General features: G+C 68.2%; 15 protein-coding genes. 11 read left to right on the top strand and 4 right to left on the bottom strand.

From position 1 onward, the window contains the following. Positions 1 to 200 precede the first annotated feature (200 nt). From ACETK8_RS05260 to ACETK8_RS05245, 4 genes are all read right to left on the bottom strand, one after another. Positions 201 to 1139 (bottom strand): alpha-E domain-containing protein, encoded by a 939-nt coding sequence (locus ACETK8_RS05260; protein ID WP_374038466.1) that lies wholly within the window; start codon positions 1137 to 1139, stop codon positions 201 to 203. Positions 1140 to 1349: 210 nt separating this feature from the next. After that, a complete protein-coding gene (locus tag ACETK8_RS05255; protein WP_374038465.1) occupies positions 1350 to 2756 on the bottom strand; it encodes a circularly permuted type 2 ATP-grasp protein in 1407 nt (468 codons plus the stop codon). A 293-nt stretch (positions 2757 to 3049) separates the two neighbouring features. Continuing rightward, a complete protein-coding gene (locus tag ACETK8_RS05250) occupies positions 3050 to 3601 on the bottom strand; it encodes a group I truncated hemoglobin (protein WP_374038464.1) in 552 nt (183 codons plus the stop codon). Positions 3602 to 3603: 2 nt separating this feature from the next. Then, the gene (locus ACETK8_RS05245; protein ID WP_374038463.1) at positions 3604 to 4500 is read right to left on the bottom strand and encodes a DUF3034 family protein; all 897 of its coding nucleotides are present in this window, start codon (positions 4498 to 4500) and stop codon (positions 3604 to 3606) included. A 169-nt stretch (positions 4501 to 4669) separates the two neighbouring features. Here ACETK8_RS05245 and ACETK8_RS05240 point away from each other — a divergent pair, with 169 nt between their 5' ends. The 11 genes from ACETK8_RS05240 to zwf all read left to right on the top strand — a co-directional run bounded on the left by ACETK8_RS05240 (position 4670) and on the right by zwf (position 16507). Then, positions 4670 to 5284, top strand: coding sequence for a methylamine utilization protein (locus tag ACETK8_RS05240; RefSeq protein ID WP_374038462.1), 615 nt, complete (start codon positions 4670 to 4672; stop codon positions 5282 to 5284). Continuing rightward, positions 5281 to 7593 (top strand): putative bifunctional diguanylate cyclase/phosphodiesterase, encoded by a 2313-nt coding sequence (locus ACETK8_RS05235; protein ID WP_374038461.1) that lies wholly within the window; start codon positions 5281 to 5283, stop codon positions 7591 to 7593. The genes ACETK8_RS05240 and ACETK8_RS05235 overlap by 4 nt, the downstream gene beginning before the upstream one ends. A gap of 229 nt (positions 7594 to 7822) precedes the next feature. Next, on the top strand, positions 7823 to 8152 hold the full coding sequence (locus ACETK8_RS05230) for a YerC/YecD family TrpR-related protein (RefSeq protein WP_374038460.1): 330 nt from the start codon (positions 7823 to 7825) through the stop codon (positions 8150 to 8152). A gap of 4 nt (positions 8153 to 8156) precedes the next feature. Continuing rightward, positions 8157 to 9053: an ATP phosphoribosyltransferase gene (hisG, locus tag ACETK8_RS05225; RefSeq protein ID WP_374038459.1), complete on the top strand. Its 897-nt coding sequence runs from the start codon at positions 8157 to 8159 to the stop codon at positions 9051 to 9053. Beyond that, positions 9053 to 10372, top strand: coding sequence for a histidinol dehydrogenase (gene hisD / locus ACETK8_RS05220; RefSeq protein WP_374038458.1), 1320 nt, complete (start codon positions 9053 to 9055; stop codon positions 10370 to 10372). Before hisG ends, hisD begins: the two co-directional genes overlap by 1 nt. A 181-nt stretch (positions 10373 to 10553) precedes the next feature. Next, positions 10554 to 11981, top strand: a complete 1428-nt coding sequence (gene hisB / locus ACETK8_RS05215) for an imidazoleglycerol-phosphate dehydratase HisB (protein WP_374038457.1) — start codon at positions 10554 to 10556, stop codon at positions 11979 to 11981. Positions 11982 to 12129: 148 nt separating this feature from the next. After that, positions 12130 to 12726: an imidazole glycerol phosphate synthase subunit HisH gene (gene hisH, locus ACETK8_RS05210; RefSeq protein WP_374038456.1), complete on the top strand. Its 597-nt coding sequence runs from the start codon at positions 12130 to 12132 to the stop codon at positions 12724 to 12726. Then, the gene (hisA, locus tag ACETK8_RS05205; RefSeq protein WP_374038455.1) at positions 12723 to 13457 is read left to right on the top strand and encodes a 1-(5-phosphoribosyl)-5-[(5-phosphoribosylamino)methylideneamino]imidazole-4-carboxamide isomerase; all 735 of its coding nucleotides are present in this window, start codon (positions 12723 to 12725) and stop codon (positions 13455 to 13457) included. Before hisH ends, hisA begins: the two co-directional genes overlap by 4 nt. After that, positions 13454 to 14221 carry an imidazole glycerol phosphate synthase subunit HisF gene (gene hisF / locus ACETK8_RS05200; protein WP_374038454.1) on the top strand — a complete coding sequence of 256 codons (768 nt, stop codon included), beginning with the start codon at positions 13454 to 13456 and terminating at the stop codon, positions 14219 to 14221. Before hisA ends, hisF begins: the two co-directional genes overlap by 4 nt. 163 nt (positions 14222 to 14384) lie before the next feature. Further along, positions 14385 to 15011, top strand: a complete 627-nt coding sequence (gene hisIE / locus ACETK8_RS05195) for a bifunctional phosphoribosyl-AMP cyclohydrolase/phosphoribosyl-ATP diphosphatase HisIE (RefSeq protein WP_374039350.1) — start codon at positions 14385 to 14387, stop codon at positions 15009 to 15011. 38 nt (positions 15012 to 15049) lie between these two features. Further along, positions 15050 to 16507 (top strand): glucose-6-phosphate dehydrogenase, encoded by a 1458-nt coding sequence (gene zwf / locus ACETK8_RS05190; protein ID WP_374038453.1) that lies wholly within the window; start codon positions 15050 to 15052, stop codon positions 16505 to 16507. The last annotated feature ends 7 nt before the right edge of the window (positions 16508 to 16514 follow it).

The raw sequence follows: 16514 nt of genomic DNA, 5'->3' as shown, positions 1-16514 counted from the left end.
TTCAGTCCTCCCCAGCCCCCGCCACACATGTCGTCATCCTCGGGCTTGTCCCGAGGATCCATTTGGCGGCCGCTCCCAGACCGAAGGCGCGCACGCCGCTCGGTGCATTCGACACCCAGCCTGCGCGCGGAGCCATGGATCCTCGGGACAAGCCCGAGGATGACGGAAGGGGGAGATGGAAGAGAAGAGCACTCACCCGCCTACACCAGGTACTGGTCGTGGATGGCGTTGGCCAAGGCGTTGTTCTCGCCGAGGAAGGCCAGGATGTATTCGTGCAGACCCGACTGGAAGATCTCTTCGATATTGGTCTCGTTGAAGCGGGTCAGGCGGGCGGAGGCGAGGCGCTGGGCCGGGCCGCGACGGCCGTAGTCGGCAGCCAGCTTCTCCAGATAGGAGACGATCATGGCCTGACAGCTGGCCAGCGAGCGCGGCATCTGGCGGTTCAGGACCATCAGGTCGGCGACCAGCCAGGGGCGCACCGATTCCCGATAGACCCAGCGGTAGGCGGTGAGGGCGGACACTTCGCGCAGAAGCGTCGTCCACTGGAAATAGTCGAGCTGGCCGCCGACCCGCTCTCCGGCCGGGAGCAGCAGGTGATATTTGACGTCCAGCAGGCGGGCGGTGTTGTCGGCCCGCTCGATCGCCATGCCGAGACGCAGGAACCAGTAGGCGTCGTTCCTGAGCATGGTCCGCGACGAGGCGCCCTCGACGGCGAGGCTGACGCTCTTCACCCATTCCAAGAAGCGAACGAAGTCGTCGCGCTTGGTCGGTTCGCCGAACTCGCCCAGACCGTTCCAGGCGCCGTTGATGGCTTCCCAGAGCTCGATGGTCAGGGCGGTGCGGACCGAGCGGGCGTTGGTGCGGGCCGCGGTGATGCAGGCGCGGATGGAGGACGGGTTCTCCGGCGCGAAGGCCAGGAACTCGCGCACCGACTTTTCGGACGGGGTGCGGCCGGAGGCGGCGAACTGGCGCGAGACGCCGGCCGAGGCGATGGCGCTGGCCCAGGCCGTGGCGGCGGCGCCGTCGCGGGCCGGGAGGGCGGCGAGGCGCAGCGCGGCCTCGAGTATGCGCGCGAGGAAGTCGGCGCGCTCCATGTAGCGGCCGGTCCAGTAGAGGGATTCTGCGGTGCGGCTCAGCATGATGCTGTCTCCTCCCTGTCGCGTAGCGATGGGGAGGTGGCGCGGCGCATCTTCGCGCCGTGACGGAGGGGGCGAGACGATCTCAGAAGCGAGGGCTGGCCGACCTCATGACGACGGCCGGAGTCGCCCCCTCCGTCACGGCCCTGAAGGAGGGCCGCGCCACCTCCCCATTCGCCAAGTGGCGAACAGGGAGGAGATTTTTTGAGCGACCTAATCATCCAGCACCCACGTATCCTTGGTGCCGCCGCCCTGGCTGGAGTTGACCACGAGCGAGCCTTGTTTCAGCGCCACACGCGTCAGGCCGCCGGGCGCGACGCGGACGCCGGCGGGGCTGGAGAGAACGAAGGGTCGCAGGTCCACATGGCGGGGCGACAGGGCGCCCGCGGCGTCCAGCGTCGGGGCCGTCGAGAGGGACAGGGTCGGCTGGGCGATGAAGTCGTCGGGGTCGGCGATGAGCTTGGCGCGGAAGTCCTCGATCTCGGCCTTGGTCGAGGCGGGGCCGACCAGCATGCCGTAGCCGCCCGAGCCTCCGACCTCCTTGACGACCAGTTCCGGCAGCTTGTCGAGCACCTCCTTGAGCGCGTCCGGCTCGCGGCAGCGCCAGGTGGGGACATTGCCCAAAATGGGGTCGCCGCCGGAGAAGAACTTAATGATTTCCGGCATGTAGGTGTAGACGGCCTTGTCGTCCGCCACGCCGGTGCCGACCGCGTTCGACAGGGTCACATTGCCCGCCGCATAGGCCGCCATCAGGCCGGGCACACCGACCGACGAGTGCGGCAGGAAGGTCAGGGGGTCGATCCAGTCGTCGTCCACGCGACGGTAGATGACATCGACGCGCTTGGGCCCCTCGGTGGTCCGCATGAAGACGACGTCGTCATCGACGAACAGGTCCCCGCCCTCGACCAGCTCCACTCCCAGCTTGTCGGCCAGGAAGGAGTGTTCGTAGTAGGCCGAGTTGAACGGGCCTGGCGTCAGGACGACGATGTTCGGATCGGCGCCGGCGTGGTCCGGGGCGCTGGCGCGCAGGCTGGCCAGCAGCATGTCGGTATAGGTCTCGACCGGGCGGATGCGGTGTTCGGCGAACAGGTCGGGGAACAACCGCATCATCATCTCGCGGTTCTCCAGCATGTAGGAGACGCCGGACGGGGTGCGGCAGTTGTCTTCCAGCACCACGAAGCCGTCTTCGCCCGTGCGGACCAGATCGACGCCGCAGATGTGGGTCCAGATGTCGCCCGGCGGACGGCGGCCCTGCATCTCGGGCCGGTAGTGGGGGTTGGTGAAGATCAGTTCGGCCGGGACGATACCGGCCTTGATGCAGTCCTGCGGGCCGTAAATGTCCTTCAGGAAGGCGTTGATGGCGCTGACGCGCTGTTTCAGCCCCTTCTCCAGATCGGTCCACTCGTTCGCGCCGATGATGCGGGGTACGACGTCGAAGGGGATCAGCCGCTCGTTGGATTCCACGTCGCCATAGACGGCGAAGGTCACCCCCATGCGGCGGAAGAAGAGTTCGGCCTGACGCGACCGGGCCTGGAGCAGGTCGGCCGGCGCGCTTTCCAGCCACCGGGCGAGCGTCCGATAGCTTTCACGGACCTCGGTCGATCCGGCGTGGCCTGACATTTCGTCGAACGTGACGGTCGCTCCCGCGTCTTGGTGAACGCAGAGCGTGGACCGGCGAGCGACGATGACGCAACAGTTTTGTTGCGGTGCGGGATAGGAAATCTCCTCCCTGTTCGCCGCTTGGCGAATGGGGAGGTGGCGCGGCGCGTCTTCAGCGCCGTGACGGAGGGGGCGAGACGGTCTGCGGAGTGAGGGTTCGTGGTGCTCGATCGTCGAGACCCGGTCACCCCCTCCGTCAGCTCGCCAAGGGCTCGCTGCCACCTCCCCATGAAATGGGGAGGAGACGTGTGAGATTAGCGGACCACCACGTCGCGCCGCATCGGGGCGAGTTTCGCCAGGAAGCGGTTCTGGGCGGCGAAGGCGACGCCCTCTTCCGACATGGCGATCTGCAGGTTCTCGACCAGGGCGCCCATGTCCGACGCCTGAAGGCCCAGGTCGCGATGGGACGAGACCATGTCACGGCCCGTGTAGTCGACCGGGCCGCCGAGGATGTAGGCGAACTGTTCCTTCAGCGTGCGGCGGATACGGACCAGGTCGTGGCCCACGAAGGTGCCGGCGATGCGCGGGTCGGCGATGTTGCGATCGACCATGGCGTCCACGATGCGGTTGACGCCCTCCTGACCGTGGAAGGCCTCCCACATGACCGTGCCCTCGAAGGGCGTCGCGCCGGCGTGGGCGTTGGACTGTTGGTAGGGCTCGACCGCTTCCTCGTTCGGATGCTCGGTCGACATGACGACGGGCGGAACGACGAAGTCGTCCTGGGCCGCGTCCTGAGCATAAGCGGGGGAGGCGAAGGCGGGGGCGGCCAGCAGGGCGGCGGCGGCTGTCAGAAGCAGGAAGCGCATGGTCAGAACCCGGCCTGGAGCGAGAGATAGAAACCGCGCTGGTCCTTGAAGGTCGCGATCGACCCCAGGTCCACATAGGCGGCGGTGACGGAGAGGTGGCGGTTCAGCGCCCAGGCCGCATAGACGTCGACCCAGTCGTCCTCGCCCGCGAAGCCGAGGTTGTCGGGCTTGGTGCGGTATTCGGCGCCGACCGCGAGATGGCGGTTCAGGAGGTAGCCGACCGAGCCCTCGAACTGGGGCTCCAGATCGTCGTTGCGGTCGCCGCCGAAGCCCAGAAGGCCCGTCTGGTTGGCGTTGGTGTAGCGGACGGCGCCGGAGACGAGCAGGCTGTTGGCCAGGAACAGCTTGGTCGCGGCGACATAGTATTCGGTGCCTTCGTCGTCCCGGCCGCCGACGGCTCGGACGATGGCGCCCTGGTCGTTGGACTTGTGCTGAATGCCCACGGCGATCTGGGGCATCCAGGTGTCCTGAGCGTAGACGGCGTCGCCGATCAGCTTGACCTTCACGCCCACGATGTCCTGGGTGAAGGTGAAGCCGCGACCGAGGCCGAGCGCCGCGCCCGTCGCGCCGGTGTCGAACTCCTGACGCGCGACCGACAGTTCGACCCGGTCCCACAGGCCCACGGCCGCGCCCCAGGAGCGAAGTTCGTAGTCGGGGACGCTGACGTAGGTGGCGTGGACATTGCCGCCGATGCCGTCCTCGTCGCCGTAGCCGGTCGTGGTCGCCCAGGTGGCGAGACCGCCGCCGCCCGAACCCTCGATGGTCGAGACGCCGCCGGTCAAGAGAAGTTTGCCGCCGGTGCGGCTTTCCGGAACCCAGTCAAGGGCCTGGGCCGAGGCGACCGCAGGAACGGCCGCCGAAACGAGCAGGCAGGCGGCGATCGACGAAGCGAATTTCACGGGCGGTCTCGGACTGCGAAAGATGGTCGCCAATAGGCCGATCGTACTTAAAGACGAGTAAAAGACGGCCCTACGTCGTCTCACGGTAGAACCAAAGTTATAGATCGATGCAACCGACGGCTGCATACGGATTTACTTGAACTTCACGACGTCGCTTTACAGAGACGGCATGCGCCTTTTTCTGACGATCATCTTTACCTTGATTTGCGGCCCTGTGTTCGCGGGCGACCTGACGGTCAGCGTCCGTGACAGCTCCGGGCGTCCGGTGCGCGACGCCGTGGTCACCGTGAGGCCGAACGCCGGGGTTCCGGCCGGGCCGATCCGCTTCAGCTGGCCGCTGCGGATCGTGCAGCAGGACGTGCAGTTCCAGCCCTATGTGCTGATCGCGCCGGTGGGCGGGACGGTCAGCTTCCCCAACCTGGATCGGGTGCGCCACCATGTTTACTCGTTCTCGCGCGGCAACCGGTTCGAGATCGAGTTGTTCGGTCGCGACGTGACGCGGACCCATACCTTCACCACCGCCGGGGTCGCCGCCCTAGGCTGCAACATCCACGACCAGATGCTGGCCTATGTGCGGGTGGTCGACACCCCCTACGCCGGCAAAACCAATGCGGCGGGCGAGGTGGTCATTCCGGGCGTCCCGGCCGGGGCGGCGCGACTGGTCGTCTGGCATCCGCAGCTGAACGTGCGCGGCAACGAGCAGGCCTCGACCGTGACCATCGGCGCAGGCGCGGGCCGACAGGCGGTGACTGGAGACTTCTCCGCCAGGGCGGCCGTCCGGTGACGATCAAGTTCAAGAACCTGAGGACCCGTCTGACGGTCCTCTATATGGGGATGTTCGGCGTCGCCCTGATGCTGGTGGCGCTGGCCGTGTCCACCGCCATCACCGGCAGCGCCCGCACCCTGGTTCGCGACGAACTGAGCGCCACGGGCAACGTCTATCAGCAGATCTGGGCGTCGCAGTCGGCGCAGCTGCGTCAGGGCGCGGCGGTCCTGGCCCAGGACTACGGCTTCCGCGAAGCCGTGGCGACGAACGACGAGCCGACGGTGCGATCCGCGCTCGACAATCTGCGCGCCCGTCAGAAGGTGGACGGCGCCCTGATCCTGGGCGTGGACGGCTATGTCACTTCGGCCGGGGTGGACCTGGACACGGCGACCGCCGACGTCCTGTGGAAGGGACTGAACGGGGGCGATATCGACGCCGGGGTCCTGAGCATCAACGGCCAGCCCTATCAGGCGGTCTCGGCGCCGGTGATGGCGCCCGTGCTGATCGGCTGGGTCGTCTTCGTCGAGCGGCTAGACCAGTCGCAGATGCGCAATCTGGAAGAACTGTCGGCGATCCCGCTGTCCGCCTCGGTGCAGACCTCGGCGCCGGACGGCTGGCACGACATGGCGGGACCGGCCAGCGCGCTGGGCGGCGCCATCGACCGGGTCCTGGCCGCCGGGAACGAGAAACCGGTGACCACCCGCACGCCCCAGGGCGAGGCCATGGTGCTGGCCCACCCCCTGCCGAGCTTCGACGACCATGCGCCGGCGGTGCTGACCCTCAGCTATCCGATGGCCAAGGCGATGAAGCCGTTCGAGGCCATGTTCTGGGCGCTCGGCGCCATCGCCTTCATCGGCCTGGCCATCCTGATGGCCGGGACCTGGATGCTGTCGCGCGGCCTGACGCGGCCGATCACCGAACTGGATGAGGCGGTGCATCGCCTGCAGAACGGCGAACACGCCGAGGTCGCAGTGACCTCCGCGGACGAGATCGGGCGGCTGGCGGCCAGCTTCAACGCCATGGCCGGGGATATCCGGGACCGTGAGGCGAGGCTGACCCACATGGCCCTGCACGATCAGGAGACGGGCCTGCCCAACCGGCTGTGGCTGGAACGCGAGGCGAGCCGGACGGCCGAGGGCTATGTCATCCTGTTCGGGGTCGACCGCTTTGAGATCGTGCGGAACGCCATCGGCTTCGATTCCATGGCCCAGCTGGTCGGCGCCCTGGGTTCCCGCCTGTCGGCGGCCGCGGGCGGGTCGCGCGTCGCGCGGGTCGCGGCCGGCGCGGTCGGGATGATCGTTCACGCCGACAGCGACGCCGAGGCCATCGAACTGGCGATCGAACTTTGCGCCGTCGCCGATACGCCGGTGAAGCTGATCGGGGCGACGGTGGATGCCGCCCTCAGCGCCGGGATCGGCCGGGCGCGCGGCGGCAACGGCGGGGTGGACTCGGTCGTGGATCGGGCCGGCATCGGTCTGGATCAGGCGCGCGCGGGCCACAAGAAGGCCGCCCTGTTCGACGCGGCGGCTTACGGCGACCCCGTCGGCAACCTCAGCCTGATCAGCGAGCTGATGGGGGCGCTGGAGACGGCCCAGGTCTGGATGGCCTATCAGCCGAAGTACGATCTGCGCGCCGACGCCATCAAGGGCGTGGAGGCCCTGATGCGGTGGAATCACCCGCGTCGCGGCTTCGTCTCGCCCGACCTCTTCATCACCATGGCCGAAGAAACCGGCCAGATCCGCGCCCTGACCGAATGGGCCGTGCGCCAGTCGATCGCCGACCAGAAGACGCTGGCCGAGGCCGGCCACGTGGTGACCATGTCGGTCAACATCTCGGGCCGTCTGCTGTCGGACGAGAGCTTCGCCGACTTCGCCCTGGAGGCCGTGGCGGCCTCCGGCGCCGACCTCTGTTTCGAGATCACCGAGACGGCGGTCATCGACAATCCGGAAGTGGCCCTGGGCATCATCGACCGTTTCTCGGCGGCGGGCGTCGGGGTGTCGATCGACGACTACGGCTCAGGCCTGTCGTCCCTGGCCTATCTGAAGCGGATCAAGGCCGACGAACTGAAGATCGACAAGGCCTTCGTCATGGGTCTGGACGAGAGCGCGAAGGATGCGCTCTTGGTGAAGTCGACCATCGACCTGGCGCACAGCCTGGGCATGACCATCACCGCCGAGGGGGTCGAGACGCCGACGGCGCTCGCCCTGCTGCGCGGCATGGGGTGCGACACGGCGCAGGGGTATCTGATCGCACGGCCGTTGAATCTGACCGGGTTGATCGAACGGCTGGCGGGGCCGGCGGTGGAAGCGAAGACGCAGGCGGCTTAAGGATTTCCCTTCTCCCCTTGCGGGAGAAGGTGGCAGCCGAAGGCTGACGGATGAGGGGTACGGAGACGCATGCGAGATGCGTCCGGCGCTCACTCGGCAACAGCCGCGTTTCACCCCTCACCCGACCGCGCAAGAACGATCGCTTCGCTCACGTGCGCGGTCTCCCTCTCCCGCAAGGGGAGAGGGGCCCCTTGACCGTTTCACCGTTACAGCATAGTGGAACGTCATCATGTCCACCCCACCCTCCAAGAAGGCCATCGACAAGGCCGCCGACGACCGGATCGCGCTCTATGACGCTATCCTGTCGCTGAAGACGCCGGCGGAGCTGGACGCCTTCCTGTCCGATCTCTGCACCCCCGCCGAACTGCGCGCCTTTTCGGAGCGGTGGGCGGTGGCGCGGCTGTTGGACGAGGGACTGAAGACCTATCGCGAGATCGGCGTGGAGGCGGGCGCCAGTCCGACCACCGTCGTTCGGGTCGCGCGCTTCCTGCGCGAGATGGACCATCAGGGCTACCGCCTGGTCCTGGATCGCCTGAGCAAGCTGAACAAGAAAGCCTGATCCGATGAGTACCGTCCAGGGGCGACTGCGTATCGCCGTGCAGAAATCCGGCCGTCTGGCCGAACGCAGTCTCGACCTCGTGCGGGACGCGGGCCTGCGTGTCGTGAAGGGGAACAACGACCTGCTCTACAAGGTCGAGAACTATCCTATCGACCTGCTGCGCGTGCGCGACGACGATATCCCGACCTTCGTGGCGGACGGGGTCTGCGACCTCGGCATCGTGGGCGAGAACGTGCTTGAGGAAGGCAAGAACGCCAATCCTTCCCAAGAAGGGGCGAATGCGTCCGTCGTCATGCCGCTGGGCTTCGGCAAATGCACCCTGAAGCTCGCCTGTCCGCCAACGCTGGACTACGCCGGGCCGGGGTCGCTGGAGGGCGCGCGGATCGCGACGTCGTATCCGAAGATCCTTCGTCGCTATCTGGAAGAGCGCGGCGTGAGCGCGGACATCGTCGTCATGCGCGGGGCGGTCGAGGTGGCGCCACGGCTGAAGCTGGCGGCGGCGATCTGCGATCTGGTATCCACCGGCGCGACGCTGGAGGCCAATGGGCTCGTCGCCCAAGAGACGGTGTTCGAGAGCCAGGCGGTGCTGATCCGCTCGCCGGCGGCGCCGGAACCGGGGCTGCAGCACCTGCTGGACTCGATCATCGAGCGGATGGCGGGCGTGGTCAGTTCGCAGGGCGCGAAATACGTGATGCTGAACGCCCCGCGCGCGGCGCTGGACGAGATCACCGCGCTTCTGCCCGGAGCAGGCGCGCCGACGGTCATGCCTCTGATGGGACGTGACGATGCGGTCGCCGTCCACGCCGTCTGTCAGGAGGCGGTCTTCTGGGAGACGCTGGAGAAGCTGAAGGCGGCGGGCGCTTCGGCGGTGCTCGTGCTCCCCATCGAGAAGATGATGTGATGAAGCGCATCGACTGGGCGAAACTGGATGCGGCGGGGCGGCGGGACGCCCTGGCCCGGCCGAAGCAGCGGTCGGAGGCGAACGTCGTGGACGCCGTGCGCGCCATCTTCGACGACGTGGAGGCGCGCGGCGGCGCGGCCGTGACCGAGTGGGCGATCAAGCTGGACGGCTTCGCGCCGCGCCGGATCGCCATCACCGAGGCCGTGGTGGCGGAGGCGCGCGACGCCCTGCCCCCGGCCGATACGCGGGCCCTGCGGGTCGCGGCGGAGAATGTGCGGGTCTTCCATCAGGCGACCGTCCCCGAGGATTCGAAGTCGGTCGAGACGACGCCCGGCGTCAGCTCGAAGATCGTCTGGCGGCCCATCAGTTCGGCGGGCCTCTATGCGCCCGGCGGCTCGGCGCCGCTGTTCTCGTCGCTCCTGATGCTGGCCATTCCGGCGGGCGTCGCGGGGGTAGAAACGCGGGTCGCTGTGACCCCTCCGCGCAAGGACGGATCGGCCCATCCGGCCATCATCCTGGCGGCGGCGGAGGCCGGATTAGATGCGATCTGGTTGATCGGCGGGGCGCAGGCCATTGCGGCCATGACTTATGGCGTGACGCTGGACGACGGCGAAATCCCGGCTTGCGACAAGCTGTTCGGACCGGGCAACGCCTATGTGGCCGAGGCCAAGCGGTACGCCGCCTCCCTGCCCGACGGGCCGTCGCAGGACATGCCGGCGGGGCCGTCGGAACTCCTGGTCATCGCCGACGACCGGGCCAATCCGACCCTGGTCGCCGCCGACCTGCTGAGCCAGGCCGAACACGACGCCGACGCCCAGGTGGTGCTGGTGTCCGACAGCACCCAGCGGATCGACGACATCGTCGAGGAGGTCGAGAAACTGCTGGAGGACCTGCCACGCGCGCACATCGCGCGGGCGTCGCTGGTCGAGGCGCGGGCGATCAAGGTCCGCGATCTGGACGAGGCGGTAGCGGTGTCCAACCTCTACGGCCCCGAACACCTGGCCCTGCATGTCGAGGACGCCGACCGGCTGGTTCCGAAGATCCGGGCGGCGGGCGCGGTCTTCGTCGGCCAGTGGGCGGCCGAGACCCTGGGCGACTATGCGGCGGGACCCAGCCACGTCCTGCCGACGGACGGCGGCGCGCGGACCCTGGGCGGCATCACCACCTCCAGCTTCATGACCTCCATGTCGGTGCAGACGGTGACGGCGGCGGGCGCGATGCAACTGGCGCCCGTGGCGGCGCGGCTGGCGCGGCTGGAAGGACTGGAGGCCCACGCCCTGGCGGCCGAGTTCCGCGCCGAGATCCAGAGGGTCAGATGAGGATGGTCGAGATTTCCCTTCTCCCCTCGGGGGAGAAGGTGGCCCGCGCAGCGGGACGGATGAGGGGGCTCGCGCCGCGAGGCCGCCGCTCGCCGTCAAGCATCCGGTTCGCGGAGGCATACCCCTCATCCGTCAGGCTTCGCCTGCCACCTTCTCCCCCAAGGGGAGAAGGAGACCCGTCATGACCCTGCCCGCCCCCTATGCCCCCCTCGTCGCCGGCGGCGAGGGTCTGGAGAAATACCCCGGCGAGGCCTCGGCCCTGCAGGCGCGGATGGCGCAGATCTACAGCGTCGGCGCCGATCAGGTGCTGGCGGTGCGCGGCCTGACGCATGGGCTGGAGCTGGTCTGGCGACAGGCGGCGCGGGACGATCGGTCGGTCGAGGCGCCGGACGCCGAGCCCTATGCGAGGTTGGGGCGGATCTATCGCGCGACGGACGGCGAGCGGGCGGCGGTGGTCATCCGGGCGCTGGGTTCGCCCGAGGCCGTGGCCGAGATGGCCGAACGGGTGACCCCTGCCCTGTTGGTCGTCGACGAGGGGCTGGTCGAGTTCTCGGACGCGTCGTCGGCGGCGACCCTGATTTCGGACCACGCCAATCTGGTGGTGCTGCGGTCGCTGTCGTTGGCCTACGGGTTGGCGGGCGCGCGGGTCGGGGCGGCTCTGGGTCAGGCCCAGGCGCTGGTGAAACTGGCCGAGGTGGTCGAGCCGTATGCGTTGCCCGAACCGCTGGTGCGGCTGGCGATGCAGGCGCTGGATCCGTCGCGGATGATCGAGACGGCGGAACGGATCGCCTCGGTGAAGCGCGAGCGCGAGCGGCTGGTGCGCGAGATCGGCCGGACCATGGTGGTCGAGGCCGGGGTCGGGCCGATCCTGATGGCGCGGCCGAACGACATCGAGGCGACGCTGGCCGAACTGGCGAAGTACGGCGTGGCGGCGGACCGGTCGGGCGACCGGCTGAGGCTGCCCGTGTCGATCAAGGCCGAAGTCAACGACCGGCTACTGACGGCGCTCGGACTGGCGCCGGCCAAGACGCGGGCGCACCGGGTGGGACAGGCCGTGCGGGACACCAAGGAGACGCGCATCGTCTGCGCCGTCGATCTGGATGCGACGGGGCCGATCAAGATCGAGACCGGCGTCGGCTTCTTCGACCACATGCTGGAGCAGGTGGCGGCGCACGGCGGCTTCTCGCTGCGCCTCCAGTGCGAGGGCGACCTGCACACCGATCCGCACCACACCATCGAGGACAGCGCCATCGCCCTGGGTCTGGCGCTGAAACAGGCGCTCGGCGAGCGGCGCGGCATCGCCCGGTACGGCTTCGTCCTGGCGATGGACGAGGCCCAGGCGAACGTGGCCATCGACCTGTCGGGACGGCCCTATCCGCTGTTCGAGGGGACCTTCGCGACGCCCTTCATCGGGGAATATCGCACCGACCTGACAGCCCACGTCTTCCGCTCGCTGGCCGAGGCCATGGGGGCGGCGGTGCATGTCTCGGTCACCGGCGACGACGACCACCACAAGACCGAGGCCGTCTACAAGGGCTTCGGCCGAGCGCTGCGTCAGGCCATCCGGATCGAGGGCGATGCGGTGCCGTCGACGAAGGGGGTGCTCTAGTGCTCTCTTCCGCTCATCCCCGCGAAAGCGGGGACCCAGTTCTGTGGGCGCTCGGAACGATCCGGTCCGCCACTGATATCAATCCCGCGCAACCTGCTTCACGAAAGCACTGGGTCCCCGCTTTCGCGGGGATGAGCGGTGATTTCAAATGATCGCCATCGTGCATCTCGGCGCCGGGAACACCGCCTCGGTCCAGTTCGCTCTGGAGCGGCTGGGCGCGGACGTGGTCGTGACCTCGGATGCAGCTGTCATTGCCGAGGCCGAGCGCGTCGTCCTGCCGGGCGTCGGCGCGGCGGGCTATGCGATGGAGCGGATGGCGTCGCTGGGTCTGATCGAGGTGATCAAAGGCTTCGAGCGGCCACTGATCGGCCTGTGCCTGGGGCAACAGCTGCTGTTCGCCGAAAGCGAGGAGAACGGCGGGGCGTCGATGCTCGGCTTCATTCCGGGGCGGGTGACGCGCATTCCGGTGCGGGACGATCTGCCGGTGCCGCACATGGGCTGGTCGAAGCTTACAGGACTGAAGGACGACCCGGTGCTGGAGGGGGTGCGCGAGGGCGACTACGCCTATTTCGTCCATTCCTACGCCTGCCCCGAAAGCGCCGCGACGATTGCCGAGGCTGAGTATGGCGCGCCCGTGCCGGCCATGGTGCGGACGGGCAATCGCTGGGGCTGTCAGTTCCACCCGGAGCGGTCGGCCAAGGCGGGCGCGCGGATTTTGCAGAACTTCCTGGAGCTGGCCGCATGATCGTCTATCCCGCCATCGACCTGCGGAACGGCGTCTGCGTGCGGCTGATGCACGGGCGGTTCGACCAGGTGACCGAGTACGATCAGATCCCGGCCGCGCGGCTGGCGGCCTTCGCGGCCGAGGGCGCGACCTGGGTCCATGTCGTCGATCTGGACGGGGCCGAGGCCGGCCGCGCGATGCAGCACGAGCTGATCGGCGAACTGGCCGGCAGCATCGACATCAAGATCCAGTCCGGCGGCGGGGTGCGCGACGTGGACGATGTCGAGGCCCTGCTGAACGCCGGCGTGTCGCGGGTGGTGGTCGGGTCGATGGCCGTCAGCAATCCCGTGGTGGTGGCGAGCTGGCTGGAGCATTTCAGCCCCGACTGCCTGACCCTGGCGTTCGACGTGAAGGTGGGCGCCGATGGCGTGCCTGTGCCCGCTCTGAAGGGCTGGACCGAGGCGGCGGGTGTGGATCTGTGGGCCGCGCTGGACCGGTATCCGGCGGGAACGCTGAAGCATGTTCTGATCACCGACGTGGGTCGGGACGGCGCGCTGACGGGTCCCAATCTGGAGCTGCTGGCCGAGGTCCTGCAGCGCCGACCGGAGCTGAAGGTGCAGGCGTCCGGGGGGGTCTCCTCGATAGAGGACATTCTGGCCTGCCGCGCCATCGGCTGCGACGGCGCCATCGTGGGTCGGGCGATCTACGAGGGGCGGTTCACCGCCCGACAGGCGATCGAGGCGGTGGCGTGACGGCTCGACGCATCATCCCCTGCCTGGACGTCAAGGACGGCCGGGTCGTGAAGGGCGTGCGGTTCGAGGGGCATGTCGACATGGGCGACGCCTCGGAACTGGCCGCCCGCTATCGCGATCAGGGGGCGGACGAACTGGTCTTCTACGACATCACCGCCTCGCCCGAGGGTCGGACGCTGGACTATGGCTGGGTGCGGGATATCGCGCGGCTCTTGGACATTCCGTTCTGCGTCGCGGGCGGGATCCGGTCGGTGGATCAGGCGGCGGCCTGTCTCGACAACGGGGCGGACAAGGTCTCGATCAACTCTCCGGCGCTGGAACGGCCCGAACTGATCACCGAGATGGCCGAACGGCTGGGCTCGCAGTGTGTCGTCGTCGGGGTCGATAGCCGGCGCGAGGACGGCGACTATGTCGTGCACAAATACACCGGCGATCCGGATGCGCGGCGTGCGGCCGGACGGCGGACCATGGACTGGATCGTGGAGGCGCAGGAACGCGGCGCGGGCGAGATCGTGCTGAACTGCATCGATCAGGACGGGGTGCGGAAGGGGTATGACACAGCGCAGCTGGCCGATGCCCGGTCGCGGCTGACCATCCCGCTGGTGGCTTCGGGCGGGGCCGGGTCGGAGGCGGATTTTCTGGACGTGTTCGACCGGGCCAATGTCTCGGGGGCGCTGGCGGCCAGCGTGTTCCACTCGGGCCAGATCGCGGTGCCGGACCTGAAGGCGTTTCTGGCGGGCGCGGGCGTGGAGGTGAGAGTATGACGATGAGCACTTTCCTTCTCCCCTCGGGGGAGAAGGTGGGCCCGAAGGGCTCGGATGAGGGGGCTGGTTCCGCGAACTGGCTTTCGAAGATCGAGCATACGGCAACAGCCCCCTCATCCGTCTCGCTCCGCGAGCCACCTTCTCCCCCGAGGAGAGAAGGATGATGGCTGTCGACCCCAACACCCTCGATTTCGACAAAGGCCAGGGCCTGATCCCCGCCGTGGTGCAGGACGCCGACACGCTTCAGGTGCTGACGCTCGCCTATATGGACCGGGCGGCGCTGGAGGAGACGATCGACTCAGGCGAGGCGACCTTCTTCTCGCGCTCGCGCGGCGGACGGTGGCGGAAGGGCGAGACCTCCGGCAACCGGCTGACCGTCGTGGCGATCACGGCCGACTGCGACGGCGATGCGCTGGTGGTGTCGGTGCGGCCGATGGGGCCGGCCTGTCACCTCGGGACGACCAGCTGCTTCGGCGACCAGGACGCGCCGGGGCTGGGTCGGATCGCGCGGCTGGAACGGACCATCGCCGAGCGGGCGGCGGCCGATCCGGAGACGAGCTGGACCGCGAAACTGCTGGCGCAGGGGCCGAAACGGGCGGCGCAGAAGGTCGGGGAAGAGGGCGTGGAGACTGCTCTGGCGGGCGCCGCCGGGCCGAATGAGGAACTCGCCAGCGAGGCCGCGGATTTGATCTATCACCTGCTGGTCCTGTTACGGTCGCGTCAAATGTCGTTTCAGGACGTTCTGGACGTGTTGGCGTCCCGGGCGCGACCGGCCACACACACGGACTAGTCGAGGGCGCCCGGCCCTCGCGGAGATGAGGAGCGGGCATGACGGCTCTTGTGCTGTTCGGCGGCGGCGGCGATCTGGCGATGCGGATGCTGCTGCCCTCGCTCTATTTCCTGGAGCATGACGGCCTCTTGCCCGAGGGGCTGAAGATCATCGGCGCAGCGCGCTCCGAAGAGAGCCGTGAGGAGTATGTCGGCAAGGTCCGCACGGCGGTCGAGGGCAAGGCCAAGGCCGACGACGCCTGGGACGACGCGAGCTGGTCGCGACTGGAAGCGCGGCTGGACTATCTGGCCGTGGACGCGACGTCGGCCGAGAGCCTCAAACCGCTGAAGGACAAGGTCGGACCCGGCGCCTGCACCTCATTCCTCGCCGTGTCGCCGTCCCTCTATGCCCGGATCGTCACGGCCATGCGGGCGGCGGGTCTGGCGGAAGCCGACGACAAGGTGGTGCTGGAGAAGCCGGTCGGGCGCGACCTCGACAGCTTCCGGGAGATCGACGACGCGGTGGCCGACGCCTTCTCGGAACAGCAGGTGTTCCGCATCGATCACTACCTCGGCAAGGAGACGGTCCAAAACCTGATCGCCCTGCGCTTCGGCAACGTCATCTTCGAGCCGCTGTGGAACAACCTGTCGATCGACCACGTCCAGATCACGGTGGGCGAGACGGTCGGGGTCGGCGACCGCTGGCCCTATTACGACGAATACGGCGCCCTGCGGGACATGCTGCAGAACCACATGCTGCAGCTGCTGTGCCTGGTGGCGATGGAGCCGCCGAGCGACCTCGATCCGGACTCGGTGCGGAACGAGAAGGTGAAGGTGCTGCGCTCGCTCCGTCATGTCACCGACGAGGACGCCGAGCGGGTCACGGTGCGCGGCCAGTATGTGTCCGGCACGGTCGATGGGACGCGGGTCAAGGGCTATGACGAGGAGCGCGGGGCGGATTCGGACACCGAGACCTTCGTCGCCATTCGGGCCGACATCGACAACTGGCGCTGGGCCGGGGTGCCCTTCTTCATGCGGACCGGAAAGCGCCTGCCCGAGAAGCGGACCGAGATCGTCATCCAGTTCAAGCCGGTGCCGCACTCGATCTTCGGCCAGGACGCGCGCGACGATGAGGCCGCCAACCGGATGATCATCGAGCTGCAGCCCGAGGAAGACATCTCCCTGACGGTGATGAACAAGAAGCCGGGGCTGGATCAGCGGATGCAGCTGCAGCCGATCAAGATGTCTCTCTCGTGGGGCGTCGGCGGCAAGGGCGATGCGCCGCCGCGTCGCCGGATCGCCTATGAGCGGCTGCTGCTCGATGCGCTGAACGGCGATTCCACCCTGTTCGTCCGTCGCGACGAGGCGGAGAAGGCCTGGGAGTGGGTCGATGGGGTGTCGCAGGCCTGGGCCGACGGAAACGTGAAGCCGCAGCCTTACCGCGCCGGAACCTGGGGGCCGGATGCGTCCGACATGCTGATGGCGCGCACGGGCCGGGACTGGAACACGCAGGAATGACTCACTT

Origin of the sequence: Brevundimonas staleyi (assembly GCF_041893865.1) — a bacterium.
GTDB classification, from domain to species: domain Bacteria; phylum Pseudomonadota; class Alphaproteobacteria; order Caulobacterales; family Caulobacteraceae; genus Brevundimonas; species Brevundimonas staleyi.
The sequence above is the reverse complement of the archived record's forward strand: the minus strand, read 5'-3'. Positions and strand labels throughout refer to the sequence as shown.